Source organism: Flavobacteriales bacterium TMED191 (assembly GCA_002171975.2).
Classification (GTDB): domain Bacteria; phylum Bacteroidota; class Bacteroidia; order Flavobacteriales; family TMED113.
Genome location: NHIO02000027.1, coordinates 1 through 13,734, shown reverse-complemented (window position 1 = coordinate 13,734; position 13,734 = coordinate 1). Strand labels below are relative to the sequence as shown.

The 13,734-nt window shown below is 51.8% G+C and carries 11 protein-coding genes; 6 read left to right on the top strand and 5 right to left on the bottom strand.

All coding sequences use genetic code 11. The features are described 5' to 3' along the window. Window positions 1–1,221 (bottom strand): fatty acid--CoA ligase (locus CBD51_002695; protein RPG59690.1); only part of this gene is annotated, 1,221 nt, incomplete at its 3' end. Window positions 1,222–1,369: 148 nt separating this feature from the next. Here CBD51_002695 and CBD51_002690 point away from each other — a divergent pair. After that, window positions 1,370–2,557, top strand: coding sequence for an iron-containing alcohol dehydrogenase (locus CBD51_002690; GenBank protein ID RPG59691.1), 1,188 nt, complete (start codon window positions 1,370–1,372; stop codon window positions 2,555–2,557). Between the two features lie 21 nt (window positions 2,558–2,578). Beyond that, window positions 2,579–3,415, top strand: coding sequence for an enoyl-CoA hydratase (locus CBD51_002685; GenBank protein ID RPG59689.1), 837 nt, complete (start codon window positions 2,579–2,581; stop codon window positions 3,413–3,415). Here the strand turns inward: CBD51_002685 and CBD51_002680 are convergent. From CBD51_002680 to CBD51_002670, 3 genes are all read right to left on the bottom strand, one after another. Beyond that, window positions 3,412–4,419, bottom strand: a complete 1,008-nt coding sequence (locus CBD51_002680; GenBank protein RPG59688.1) for an amidohydrolase — start codon at window positions 4,417–4,419, stop codon at window positions 3,412–3,414. The two genes, CBD51_002685 and CBD51_002680, sit on opposite strands and share 4 nt — an antisense overlap. A 107-nt stretch (window positions 4,420–4,526) precedes the next feature. Next, window positions 4,527–5,987: a carboxylesterase/lipase family protein gene (locus CBD51_002675; protein RPG59687.1), complete on the bottom strand. Its 1,461-nt coding sequence runs from the start codon at window positions 5,985–5,987 to the stop codon at window positions 4,527–4,529. An 81-nt stretch (window positions 5,988–6,068) separates the two neighbouring features. Continuing rightward, complete coding sequence (locus CBD51_002670) at window positions 6,069–7,073, bottom strand: aldo/keto reductase (protein RPG59686.1); 1,005 nt, start codon at window positions 7,071–7,073, stop codon at window positions 6,069–6,071. Between the two features lie 149 nt (window positions 7,074–7,222). Here CBD51_002670 and CBD51_002665 point away from each other — a divergent pair, with 149 nt between their 5' ends. The 4 genes from CBD51_002665 to CBD51_002650 all read left to right on the top strand — a co-directional run bounded on the left by CBD51_002665 (window position 7,223) and on the right by CBD51_002650 (window position 12,538). Then, window positions 7,223–8,506: a four-carbon acid sugar kinase family protein gene (locus CBD51_002665; protein RPG59685.1), complete on the top strand. Its 1,284-nt coding sequence runs from the start codon at window positions 7,223–7,225 to the stop codon at window positions 8,504–8,506. Between the two features lie 60 nt (window positions 8,507–8,566). Further along, the gene (locus CBD51_002660; GenBank protein RPG59684.1) at window positions 8,567–9,385 is read left to right on the top strand and encodes a hypothetical protein; all 819 of its coding nucleotides are present in this window, start codon (window positions 8,567–8,569) and stop codon (window positions 9,383–9,385) included. After that, window positions 9,382–10,116, top strand: coding sequence for a hypothetical protein (locus CBD51_002655; protein ID RPG59683.1), 735 nt, complete (start codon window positions 9,382–9,384; stop codon window positions 10,114–10,116). The genes CBD51_002660 and CBD51_002655 overlap by 4 nt, the downstream gene beginning before the upstream one ends. Window positions 10,117–10,252: 136 nt before the next feature. Continuing rightward, on the top strand, window positions 10,253–12,538 hold the full coding sequence (locus CBD51_002650; GenBank protein RPG59682.1) for a hypothetical protein: 2,286 nt from the start codon (window positions 10,253–10,255) through the stop codon (window positions 12,536–12,538). A 68-nt stretch (window positions 12,539–12,606) separates the two neighbouring features. Here the strand turns inward: CBD51_002650 and CBD51_002645 are convergent. Then, window positions 12,607–13,734, bottom strand: a 1,128-nt coding sequence (locus CBD51_002645) for a hypothetical protein (protein ID RPG59681.1), incomplete at its 5' end; no start/stop codon positions are given.

Here is a 13,734-nt window from a genome sequence, read left to right as displayed (position 1 = left end):
CACCTGCAATTCACCGCGCTCACCAGCCGCCAGTTCCATACCAGCCTCATCAACGATTCGAAAATCAAGCACCGCTGAGCATTGGCCTGAGCTCGTGGGTCGCTCGAGGTAATCAGACGCGGCAATACCCGCACCGATAGCATTAGTTTCGGTCATCCCCCAGCCAGTCGATGGCACTACATCATGAGTAAGCTGATCAATTTCACGAACCTGCTCGGGTGGTCTTGGCGCACCGCCGCCGCCAACTACAAGTAGGCTGGATAAGTTGTGATCTGTTTTTTTTGCCGCTCGAACCAAGTCACCAGAAATAGCAGGTGTTGCAAGGAGGCTGGTTAGGCGCTCGCGCTCAATGAGTTCCATTGCGAGCTCGGCATCCCATTTGTACATGCAGACGACCTTTCGCTGCACTCGGACACATGAGAGCATCGCTGCGTGACACGCAGCAACATGGAATAGTGGCGTAGCCAAAAGCATACCGCCTTGATGGGGGGGCTCTTGTAGTTCATAGATGCCCATGTGCGAACGTAACTCCCAGTCAAGCTCCCAGGACAGCAGTGCATGAAGAATACTGCGATGTGATGACACAACTCCTTTTGGGTGACCAGTGGAACCAGACGTGTAGAGAATGATCGCGTCGTCATCAGGCTCGACGCCGGCTTCCGGCATAGTAGATCCAGCGTGGGCCGCGATAGTTGCCTCCCAGGTAGTACTTGATAGCTTCGGATGCTTCGGCGCGCGGACCCTAATCACCTTAGTCTCGCTCGCGATGTGGTCGCAATCCGCGAGCTGAGCTACTCGCTCTTCGTCAGCAATAACAACTCTCGGCTCACAGTCGGACAAGCTAAAGTCGAGTTCATTCCGATTCCACCAAGCATTCACAGGAACAGCTATCGCCCCAATCGATGCGATTGCAAACAAGGATATAACCCATTCGGGATAGTTGCGCATCGCAATAAAAACACGATCACCCTTCCCCACTCCGTACTCTGAACTCAGCGCTGCCGCGAGTGCGGTCGCATGGTGATAAACCGTCTCGTAACTCAAGCGCTCGTCTTCATAGATGAGAAAATCAAGGTCGCTTTGATTCTCAAAAATCAGATCGTGCATCGTCAAAGGTGCGTTGACGAAAACTCTGCAGGATTTCCCGCGGATATGGGTGGCTTTCAGTTCAAAGGGTTGACCTGGCGCGCAAACTTGTTTTATTGCCTGCCGACGCGACATGGTAGGTTTAATCAAGTGCGAGCTCTTCAGATACTGTCGGGCCAATCGTTGAGACTAACACCAAGCTTGCACGCGAGTTAAATATGACATACCCCAAAATTTTGTACTCTGCCGCGTTCAATTAAGCCGCTTCAAAATGGACAGATTTATGAATCAACCACTGTTTAGCCCGCAAGGTGTTTACGCTCAAGGCGAGGGAACGCCACCCCGAGTGATCAGCGCGCCACAACGCTATATACAGGGAGCAGGCGTCCTCAAATCCATAGGGCATTATGTCAAGTCACTGTTAAGAGTAAGTCGTCCGGCGATTTTTGCTTCGCGTCGCGGATTGCAAGCTCAAGGCTTGGAAGTGGAAGCGAGTTTGAAAGCCAATGGCATAAATAGCGTGACAACGCAGTTCGGAGGTGAATGCTCTCTGAGTGAAATCGACTCCCACAGCGAGACCCTGCGCGAAGAAGGTATCGACTGTCTGATTGCGATCGGCGGCGGAAAAGTAGCTGACACCGGCAAGTGCATTGCGCACCGTCTAGAAGTCCCTGTCGTTGTGGTGCCTACTTTGGCAGCCACCGATGCGCCCTGTTCCGCGTTATCGGTCGTTTACACGCCGCAAGGAACAACAGACCACGTTGAATTCTTCCCACAGAACCCAGAAATGATTGTTGTAGACACTGATGTTATCGCAAATGCAGGGGAACGTTATCTGGTGGCCGGCATGGGCGATGCGATGGCGACTTGGTACGAAGCTGACACCTGCCTGCACAACCCAATGGCGCGAAATACACTGGGTGCCCTACCCACGCTGGCCTCGGTCGCGATCGGTGAAATTTGCGCGCGCACCCTATTTGAATTTGGAGAAGCTGCAGCAGAATCAGTGCGTGCCAAGCAGAATAGTTTGGCGCTTGATAAAGTCGTAGAAGCCAATACTTTGCTCAGCGGCTTAGGCTTCGAGAGCGGTGGACTCGCGCTAGCCCATGCAATTGCGGGCGGTTATCCCGAAGTCAAGGTTGTGCATGACAATTACCTTCATGGAGAGATGGTCGCGATGGGAGTCATGGCGCAGCTGGCGATGCAGAACTCACCAGATCGTGAAAGGGTCGCGAGATTTTTTGCCCGGGTTGGTCTACCAATTCATCTCAACCAGCTTTCAATTCCGGCCACTAATCGGGACGGCATCGATAAGGTAATCAAGCTGGCGCTCTCGCGGCCTATAGCTAAGAACATGCCCATTCCGGTCACTTATGCAAGCGTAAAAAGGGCGATCCTCGACGGTAATGAACTTGGACTGGCAGTGACAAACGAAATCGGTGACGACGCCTACCGGCGCCTTCATGACTAAAATCTGAGCAGGGAGAGAATCATGGATTACGAAGATATCATTTACCAAGTCGACGAATCAGTTGCAACAATCACCATAAACCGTCCTGAAAAACTCAACGCACTCACAAACCTTACACAGGCGGAAATCCGCCACGCACTGGATCAATCAGAACGTGACCCTACGGTCATTGGTACTGTCCTGACAGGAGCCGGCCGCGGTTTTTGCGCAGGTGTTGATATGAACTCGCTGAGCAGAATTAGTGAGGATGGCAAACGAAAAGATTCGTCTTTCGAGCATCTGAAGGCTCATCCGGGTAACCCTGACAATGACCCTAATTTCAATTCATCACCAACATATTTTCTGGGCCTACGTAAACCGCTCATCGCCGCAATAAACGGCGCATGTGCTGGGCTCGGTTTTAGTTATGCGACCTTCTGCGACATGCGATTCGTCGACCCAAGGGCAAAATTTGTGACGTCATTTGGTCCACGCGGCCTTATTGCTGAGCACGGCACGAGTTGGATGTTGCCTCGTATAATTGGACCATCCAATTCTCTGGATCTCTTTTGGTCGTCGCGACAGCTACTTGGTGATGAGGCCTATCGCATCGGCTTTGCTAACCGGTTATGCGCCGAGGGTAATTGCCTTACTGAGGCTCAAGATTACCTTCGTGAAATTGCCAGCACGTCTGCACCCGTATCTATCATGATGATGAAAAAACAGGTTTATCGGCATTTGATGCAGGAGCTTGGTGACGCCATGGATGAGTCGACCCGCTGGATGGACGAGAGCTTGGCGCGAGACGATTTCAAGGAGGGAGTTCAATCTTTTGTTCAAAAACGACCACCAAATTTTGCAAGGATTGATATCGATTAAGCCTGTAAGTTGTAGATTCGCTGCGCATTTCCCATGAACATGGCGTGCTGCTCATCAGCACTAAAAGGACGGGACATCTTCTTAAAAGCATTCCACAGCACGTTGTACGACACTGACAGCCGATCGACCGGAAAATTGCTCTCAAACATACAACGCCCGGGGCCAAAGCAATCAATAGTGTGTAGATAATAAGCACTATGTGCAGCGACAATCTCGTCGGACGTCGCTGGAATTGCTCGCTGATCCCATCCCCAGCCATTAATCGGCATCGCTAGACCCCCAAGTTTTGCAACCACATTTGGGCAAGTCGCGAGCTCTGCAATATCTTGTTGCCACTGCGGAAATATTTCGCGCTGCTTGCCCGCATACTCACCAATACCCATTGGACCACCGAAGTGGTCGCATATGATCGTCGTGTCTGGAAAGGCCCGTGCTATGTCGGTGAGCTCAGGAATTTGCTCATGAGTAAGCCATGCATCGAAACTAAGGCCGGCTGATGCGAGTTGGGCGAAACCTCTCCGAAATTGCTCATCGAGCAGCAAGTGACGGATACGGCCGGTATAACGCTCAACCGCTGGGGGGTATGGGTAATAGGCTACAGAATGTCTTATTCCCCTCAGCAGTCCTGCTGATGCCTCTAGGTGCGCCTCCAGCACTTCAATGACGGCTTCACCCAGCTTCAGATTCGCGTGGCTAACGATTCCTAGAATCGGGGCCTGAGCAGGAGTCGAGGTATCACGCGACTTTTTAGCTTGATTTACTACGTACTCAGTCTCGCCAACGGGCCACAACTGTTTAGGTCCCTCATCATGGTAGTTAGTGCTGCACTCCACAAAAACAGTGCCAACAATGTTGTGCCCTGACGCCATATCAGACCAGAGTTGCTCTATTTCGTAATCCCCACTCTCTTTGTTGCTCCACAAGTGATGATGCGGATCGATAATCGGTCGCTCACGGTCAACGATTTCTTCTTTTACTTGTTCCAGCCAAGAGTTGGTCACCATGACGCCTCCCGAATTCTTCTTACGAAACAACACTGAAAAACGTGCTCGAATCGATTCAGGAAGGCAATGCTCACCTTCTCTAAAATCAATCTACCGGCGATGCGAACTCATATCACCGCTTCGCTATTCCACAGCGACCGCATTTGCTCGTCAGGATCGGATTCGATTCTGAGCGCTTTATCGATAATCAGACAACTTCGGTCATTATTATCGTATGGGGGCCAGTATGGCAGGTCACCACCATTCGGGTCACCGCTGGCGACGAAGCGAGCAATGGCATCAGACCAGACGCTTGCGACACGCTGGACCTCAAGATTATCTCGATCATGAAAAATCAGGCAGTGCGTTTCTGACTTTTCAAAAATATTGAACGTAAAAGCAAGTTCACTAGCGTGGGCCGCGCCCAGATCTTCCATGCCTGGCAAATCAGCGGGCATGTCAAAACGATAAAACCAGGTGCCACATCCAGCGCCTGAAGTGGTTTCTGCCGCAATTAGGCAAATCCGTCTGAACATATTGTTCCAAATCATTTCATGGAAAGTGCCAGGAGATGCAGTTGGAAACTCGCTACGCAGTGCGGCCAAGAAAGTTGATGGGTCAGCGCCAAGCAACGTCTCTTTCGCTAATGCTTTATTCAAACTTGGATAATGGTCCTTGTCGGTGTGCTGACCTAAGGTATACAAAGTACCCTCTCGCAAATTGCTACCAATCAGCAGCGGCACACCGGAAGCACCCCGATCACGAATGGCATCCATAGTCGAGCGCGAAATGACGTTGCCGTCAACGTACACTCCAATAGGGAAATTAATATTAGCGATTTCATTGGCGGGCATTGTTTTTAGCCTATCAAGCAACTGATTCGGCTCGACTCCAATGCAATCACTCAATTGCTCCGTGCGATCAGTTTTTTCCCGAAAAACACACGTAGCACTGTGCCCAATCGCCTTGTGATAGAGCGAGTCTGCCGCTGGCACAGCGAGCAGGCTCATGACCATGGTGGCACCGGAGGATTCACCCGATATCGTGACGTTGCCAGGATCGCCGCCATAATCGGCTATGTTGTCCCGGACCCACTCGAGCGCGAGGAGGACATCGCGAACGCCATTTGATTCCGAGCCGGCATACTCGGACCCAAAGTCTGAGAGCCCAAAGAAGCCAAATACACCCAGACGAAAGTTAACCGTGACAACAACAATATCCCCTTGCATTGCGAGTACTGAGCCGTCGTATTCGTTTGCGGATCCGCGGACAAATGCGCCTCCGTGGATCCAGACCATAACGGGACGCGCCTTATTGTCTGGCGCCGGTGTGTAGATATTTAAAAATAAGCAATCTTCGCTGCATTCGCCCGGGACATCTCGCTTAAAGATTCCTGGCGAGTCAGTCTGCATGGCACGATTTGGATAACGGGTCGCATCATGAACTCCGTTCCATGCGGGCGCTGCAATCGGTGGTAAAAAACGCCGCGCACCTGCGGGTGAATCGCCATATCGCAAGCCCAGAAAAGCGTGGCCATAGGCATCTTCCCGGCCCCGAACCTTTCCTAGTCTGGTTGATGTGACGGACATGTCATTACATCGACGGAGACTTGCGAGCTCCGGGAAAAAAGGTCTCACAGTAGTTTCTTTTCAATCCGTACAATTAAACCTCTAACCTCCGAGCTGTTCTGTGACGGGATTACCGAGAGCGGTCAGGTCGCTACTTATGCGTTGAACATCACTCTCGCTGAGCAGAATGGCAGCAGCACCGGCAGCCTCAATGCCTTGGTCTGCAGTCCGTAATCCGCACAAAATATGTGTGGCGCCAGGCTGGGCTGCGGTCCACGCTATGACCAGTTGCGCGATTGTACAATTGTGGTGCTCGAGCAGATCCTGCCAACCTGAGAACATATCTAATAACTTCTGCCGGTTCTCTCGCCTGAACCATGGTAGCCACTGCTCTGCATTTGCGCGCCAATCCCCCGCATTGAAACTGCGATCTGGGCCGACTTTACCGGTCAAAAGACCTTGCTCCAGTGACATGTAGCAAATACTCGCGACATTATGCTCAGCGCAATATGGCAAGACGTCATCCTCGGGTGCGCGAAACAACATGCTGTATCGANACTGATGGCTGGCAAGCTCGCCTGNGANCCGGTACCGNTCTAATTGCTCNATGGAGACATTGGAAATACCAATCGCNCGGACCTTACCTTCCTCCTTTAGNGCCGCCANGCAGGCCATAGTNTCCTCGATCGGNGTCAACTCAGGCTCCACAGCAGGCTTNTGACACTGCAGCAGGTCAATTGTTTCTATANCTAGCCTACGTAAGCTGTCCTCAACTTCGATCCTAATGGTGTCCGGCCGCAGACTCAGTCTCACATCTTTGCCNTCTTTTTCNCCAATAGGTGAGCCNCGCTCATCATGCCACCACAACCCACATTTGGTTGCGATGACGACGTCGTCACGACGCCCCTTTATCGCCTGTCCAACCACCTGTTCGCTATGACCCCAGCCGTATGAGGGGGCGGTGTCAATTAACGTAACGCCGTGGTCAAGCGCTTTATTTATTGCGGTGATGTACTCTCCGTCATTGTTACCGCTACCGGCCAGGTAGGTACCCAAACCCACGATAGATGCGGGTATCTCTGATCCACCTAAGTCCCTATATTGCATAACCTGTGTCCTTCACCACTCAGCAACAAATCAAATGGGGGACTTTAATCTTGTCCTACTTCCCACTGATATAAAAAGATGCTTTTCTACTTTTCACCCATCATTCCGATGGAATTAAGTCTTNATTTAGCAGCGGATAGGTCTTCAGAATGATTGAACTAGGGGTTTTGGCCGATGATTTAACGGGCGGCATGATGGTCGCTAGCCTGCTAGAAAGTGAGGGTGTCGAGTGCCCTTTAGTTACTTCGGTCGATGAACTTGCNCAGATAGCAGAGTCAAAGGCAACAGCGGTAGTCGTCGCGCGCAAGATTCGGTTGGTGGATGCGGCGCTGGCCCAGGAGGAAGCTGTAAGAGCAGTTCAGGCGCTGCAAGATATCGGTTGTAAGAGGTTTTTCTACAAGTACTGCGCGACTTTCGATTCCACGGAAAAAGGCAACATTGGACCAATAGCTGACGCGATGCTAGGCGCGGTGGGTGGGCGACAGACGATATTTTGTCCCGCATTCCCTCGTTACACTGTGACGCTTGTAGATGGAATTTTATATCTGGGTAAGACGCCATTGGGCGAGTCGTTTAAGCGTGACGATCCAGTAACACCAATGACTAATTCAAACCTTGTTGAGGTTTTGCAAACGCAATCCCAACGGAAAGTTGGGCTGATCTCCCGCGAAATTTTGAGCCAAGGACCGGATGCGATTGAGAGACACATTCAGGATGGCNACGCTACGAGCTTCTACATCACAGATGCTGCGGATGATGAGGACATGGCACGCATTGCTGATTTTGCACTCGACTGGTCATTAACCACTGGCGCCGACGCATTACCGGTCTTTCTCGCGCGCGCTTGGCAACAACGCGACAGCTCCATAAGGATGACCGAAGCAAAAACTCATCTTTCAGCCAGCCCGGGGTATGAGGCTTTTATCGCTGGGAGTTGCGCCGCAGCCACGCTCAGTCAGGTCGCGTATTTTGAGCAACGCCACCCCACATTTCGCGTGGATTTGATTAAAGCGTCGGAGCGATCTGATTATGTCGACCACATCCTGTCGTGGGCGGCTGACAATATTGCCAGCGGGCCTATCGGCGTGAGCACTTCCGTCGATGTGGAAGGACTCGAAATAACGCAGAGCAAGCTGGGACGGCAAGGCGCTGCCGATCTTGCCGATCGAATCCTGGGTGAAGTGGCCAGTGGACTGCATANCTTAGGTGTCCGAAAATTTGTGGTTGCGGGAGGGGANACNTCGGGNCAGGTNATGAGNGCACTNNNTGTCAAACAATTGGCCGTCGCAGGTTTTGATGAGCTTAGCGGGGGATACTGTCATCAAGCAGGAAACAAGCCGACCTCTTTCGTTTTAAAGGCTGGCGCAATACCAAAAGATGATTTTTTCTTCATTGCGATAGAGCGGCTGCGCGAGGCTGACATGCTCGGCTAAATGGGTGAACGTCCCTCTGCATTTATTGTTGTGTCATCCACACCAGCGTAGTCTCAACCAATGTTTTCTCTAGACGGTTATCGACCTGTTGATTTGAGTCCGCGGATCAAGCCGCGAGTTCATCGCGTTGACGGCAGTCTTGAAGAAGGCGGTACCGACCCATATGGCACGCCCTGGATTATGCATGAGGGTGTATTCCCCGGAGACAATTCGCTTTTCACACTGTATGCGGCGCCAGAAGGAGACGAGACTTACCATCAAGAGCGCTTGACCTCTCATAACGGAGCCCATGTGCAAGGCGGCAAGGGTCACATCAGCCACTGGCCCGGTATGCCTGACGATATGTTAGGTCTTTGGGAAATGCCGCTTGAAACTTTCGTCGGCGAAGCAGCAGTGTGCTACCTGGATAATCTCAGTCCACAGCCGCTGGAGCATGCGGACGATTATCCTCGAGGCGTCGGTNGGCGGATGCAAAGTGAAAAAGGCGACATCCGCGGGATCGAAATTCTCCCGAAACACCTGAGCAGCGTAAAGGAGGGAGACATCGTCTTGATGTCCAGTCCTTTTGAGGGATTAGAACAGCCATGGCTGTCAAATGAGACCGCAAANTGGCTGGTCCAAGATCGGAAGATCAGAATGTTGGGCTTGGAGGCAACTGGTGTAGATTGGCAATACGATCTAAAACTCCAGCCGCCAAACAACTCACCGGTGCGTCGCACGTTGCTCTCCGCCAACGTTCCTTTTGCGCATCCACTGGTAAACATCAAATCACTGAGCGCTGACCGCGTATTATATTTCGGCCTGCCGTTTAATTTTGAGAAGTTTGAGGCCAGCTTCATTCGCGCCGTCGCCTTCGAGCCAGAAGAGTCGAACCGATGATAAGCCTTAAGGATCAAAGAATTGTAGATCTCAGCTGGCCGATTAGATCCCGCTTAACGCGTCTCGACGGCACTGTCGAGGAAGGAACTCGTGACGTTTACGACATGCCATGGATCGTAGAAGAGACGGTTAACCAAAAAGACAACACAATAGAGCACTTAATTGGAGGTAACGTTCGCACGATACCCGACTGGCCAATCGCTGGAACAAGTGGCCATATGGGTTCGCACATTCAGCTTGGCGTTGGCCACAACGACAACTGGAGCGATCTGCCGGAAGGCATGCTCGGTATCTGGGATATGCCCTTAGATACTTATTACGGCGAAGCCTGCGTCTGTCGGTTAAGCCACCTGAAAGGAGAACCGATCCTCCCAAAACATCTTAGTAATGTTCGAATGGGCGACATTGTGCTTCTAACAAGCCCCTACGCAGGTGAAGACCAGCCTGTGGTGATCGAAGAAACAGCCAGATGGCTGGCCGAGGAGATGCGGATAAAAATGTTTGGCCCAGGCGTACCGGGCATCTCTTGGGAGACAAACATGAACGCGCCAGAACCAGACAACAGCCCCACGCACAGAGCCATGACTGGCAACAATATCCCTATCGTCTACCCGCTCGTAAACATCGAAAAGCTTACCTCGGATCGAGTCTTTTTCATGAGTCTGCCGCTTAATGTTGAGAGGATGGAAGGATCATGGGTTAGGGCAATAGCGATTGAGGAGGTGCTTTAAGCCCCCCAAAAAAATGGGGGAACTTGCCTTGGAGCTTGGTTGAGGGCTACAAGGGCAGCTAATAAAGTGGACTTGGCAAGAATCCATAAATATAAGTACCTGTAGAAAATAACAAATCGCCATCCGGGAGGCGGATATGAAGAGAGCACTTTTTTCTGTAGTCGCGACGACACTGGTAGCACCGTTTTCGGGTGCAGTTTTGGCACAAGAGGACAGCGGGGAGGGATACGTCCTCGAAGAGGTAATGGTGACGGCGACTCGTCGCTCCGAGAACCTAATGTCGGTAACTCAGTCGATTCAGGCGATCTCTGAAGCGCAATTAGAACTGCCTACTCTCAGCGATGTGTCGATGGTAGTTAATCTGATTCCCGGCGCCGTAACATTCGGCAACAAACAGCCGGTAGCGCAATCGGTTCAAATAAGAGGTAGTGGTATCGTCCAATCGAGCGCGTCCGACGCACAGTCCCCGGTGGGCTATTACGTAGACGACATCCCATATGTCGATATCAGCACCCCCAATCCGCCGCCAATCGATACATTTGATCTCGAGCGCATTGAAGTCCTGCGGGGTCCGCAAGGCACGACCTACGGTCAGGACTCAGCGGCAGGTAGCCTCATCATGCGCACCAACCCGGTCGACCTTCAAAACTTCGGGTACAAGGTGCGCGCTAGCTACTCGCAAACTGAAGGCACGCCCGGCTCAGGCTACCAAGTCGGGGCAGTAGTAAACCTTCCGATTGTTGAAGATGTTTTTGGTGTCCGCCTCTCCTACCAAAGAAATGACGATCCTGGCTATGGTGAGGTATTCGGAAATCCGGATTTTGATGACCCTCTCGCCAACACTCGGGACACAATTCGCGCCAAAGTATACTGGCAAGTGAGTGATAAGCTTAATCTTGAGTTAACCCACTCCGAATGGAACACCGAGTACAACATGCTGCCGGGGACCCAGATACTGGATAGCACCGGCGGAAAAATGATTCTCAGCCCGATTGAAACCCAGGTCATTTTAGAACTTTTCCCCGACGGCCAAGTAAAGAATGAATTCGAGATTTCTTGGACAACATTCCACGCAGATATGGATCTTGGCTTCGCTGATCTGAGCTACTCGTTCGGGTTCGTCGACACTCCCAAAAAAGAGACCTTTTCAGAGTTCATATTTGACGTCGGCTTAGGCCCGATGAAGAGCGGCGTAGTGTTTAACCAGCCTGCAGAGTCCATGACAAACGAGCTGCGATTGGTGTCGAAAGGCGATAGCAGGTTGCAATGGCTGGCTGGTCTGTTTTATCTAGATGCGGAGAGTGACTCCGGTGGTACAGTTGATACCCCAGATTTCTTTTTCCGGGAGCGTACCTTCGACCCAATTGAATCGGAGGCTATGGCGGTATACGGCGAGGTCGAGTACGCATTTACCGAGATGTTCAGCGCTTCTCTCGGGATGCGTTTCCACGACGAGGAAAGAACCAACACCAGCGTTTACTCATCCACTTCGTTTTTTCCTGGGTTTACTTATTTCTCCGACCCATACTTTGGGCCACAAGGGAGTGGTGTGACAACAACCGTAGAAGAATCCTCTTTCGACCACACGAGCCACCGAATCGAACTGACGTGGACACCCAGTGATAACGGTATGGTTTACATTACCCAATCAACTGCCAATCGTGCTCCCATCATTCTCACCGCAAACAACCGTACAGCTCTAGCCAACGCCGGCATACAGCAAGTCGGTGACGTAGACGCAGCCGAGCTCTCCAATACCGAGTTGGGCACCAAATGGACATTGGCTGACGGCCGCCTGCAGGTGGAGGCTGCATATGTAATCGGCGACTGGCAAGACATTCCCTTGTGGGCACAGGTTGCAGTGCCAGGAAACCCAGTATCGATGCCGATTGGCGGAACAGATGCTGATGTAACGTCGGCGGAGTTGGCGCTAACTTGGGCAATCACTGATAGCTTACTGATCGATTACGCCTACACGTATACCGACACAAAGGTAACTGAAGTTCCAGACCCGGGTACGGTTTCAAACTACCCAGGTGCCATCAGAAAAGGAGGTGAGCTCTACAACTACGCTCCAGAAACGCACAATATTGGCGTTAACTGGAATCGTGACAACGTCGTAAGCGGCTGGGACATGTACTTGTCGGCAAACTATGTAACGCGCGACCGAGTTGATGGCATCAATCCGTTCACCGCACCAGACGCCTATGTGCCCGCGCGGGAGCGATATCAAAATTTAATGCTTAACTTTGGTGTTACGAAAGGCCCATGGGACGTCGTGTTCTCTGTCAGAAACGCCAGTGGCCATGATGGCCAGTACCTGCCACGAACGTCGTTGGGTGGCGGAGATGCACAGCTTTTTGGTCTGCTTCAGCAGCCGACCACCTACACGCTCCAAGTCAGCTACGACGGCATGCCATAGCTAACCGAGCTGAGGTGTGGAAAAAGGCGGCCATAAGGCCGCCTTTTTTATCAGAATTTGCCGGTGGGCTACTCTTCTTCGTGGATCACAATTGTCCCCGCGTCTCCATCAATAGAAATTGTTTGGCCGTGCTTAATCCGCTGCGTTCCGTTGCCAACACCCAGCACCGCCGGGATGCCATACTCGCGAGCCACTATAGAGCCGTGGGCAAGAATGCTGCCGACATCGGTCACCAAACCCACAGCATTTGCAAATAATTGAGTCCAGGCAGGTGTCGTCAGGGGGCTTACGAGGATACTGCCCGGCACCATATTGTCAAAATCAGAGGGTCCTAAAACAACACTGGCCTTGGCTGTCACCGCTCCGGAGCTGACGGGAAAGCCACGCATCGTATGGCTATCCGCGTCGTTCTTAATTTGGGTCTCTTTAAAAGACACCGCATCGAGCTCGCTTACCTCCGGTGGCAGTGTGCCCGGCGGGTGGTGACGTTTGCGTGCCTCGCGCAATTCTCTGCGCCCGGCAGCGAGCGCCGCGAAGTCGATATTGGTATCACCGTTACCATAAGCCTGCAATGCGACCTGTAGTTCATCACCCGTTAAAAAGAAAACATCATCGCTCTGGTGAAATATTCTTGCCTCTACCAGACGATTTCCTAACTCGAAAGCCATTGGCCGCAGTATTGACCAAGTGTATCCGAAGCGAAACGCAACCTCTTCACGGATATAGTTGTACTTGAACGCCAGCCACCAACGAAAGCGGAACTGCCAGTACTGCAAACCGGTCAGTAGCTCCGATATCTCGGATAATTTCTGCTCACGAATAGCCTTAGTTTTCTTTGTCTGATTGTCCGGATGGTAATTAGGGTCACGCACCATCCCCTTTAATGACGCAAACAGCGCGGAGGGGTCCTCGATTTGCGTGGGTTCAATGAAGTCCATGCTGTAGCCTTGATGACCATACTTGCCGAGGTAATCTTTTAACGCGGACAGCACCTCAGCGCCCTTTTCATGTTCATACAACGCTCGAAATAAAAATGGGGAAGGCACCACTAAAACGGTATAAGTAAGTTCCTCGTCAGCCCGAACTAATTTGGCAATTTCGAAGAGGTCGGCATTCGCCTGCATGGCTTTAGATTCTATGCCCGTCAGAAACTGACCACTAATGAAATTGTGGTCAGGCAGTGTCTCTTGCAGAAA

Bases quoted from the DNA above. Each gene is read 5' to 3' on its own strand.
- CBD51_002690 (RPG59691.1), top strand. From the start codon at position 1,370: ATGAATCAACCACTGTTTAGCCCGCAAGGTGTTTACGCTCAAGGCGAG.
- CBD51_002685 (RPG59689.1), top strand. From the start codon at position 2,579: ATGGATTACGAAGATATCATTTACCAAGTCGACGAATCAGTTGCAACA.
- CBD51_002680 (RPG59688.1), bottom strand. From the start codon at position 4,419: ATGGTGACCAACTCTTGGCTGGAACAAGTAAAAGAAGAAATCGTTGAC.
- CBD51_002675 (RPG59687.1), bottom strand. From the start codon at position 5,987: ATGTCCGTCACATCAACCAGACTAGGAAAGGTTCGGGGCCGGGAAGAT.
- CBD51_002655 (RPG59683.1), top strand. From the start codon at position 9,382: ATGATAAGCCTTAAGGATCAAAGAATTGTAGATCTCAGCTGGCCGATT.
- CBD51_002650 (RPG59682.1), top strand. From the start codon at position 10,253: ATGAAGAGAGCACTTTTTTCTGTAGTCGCGACGACACTGGTAGCACCG.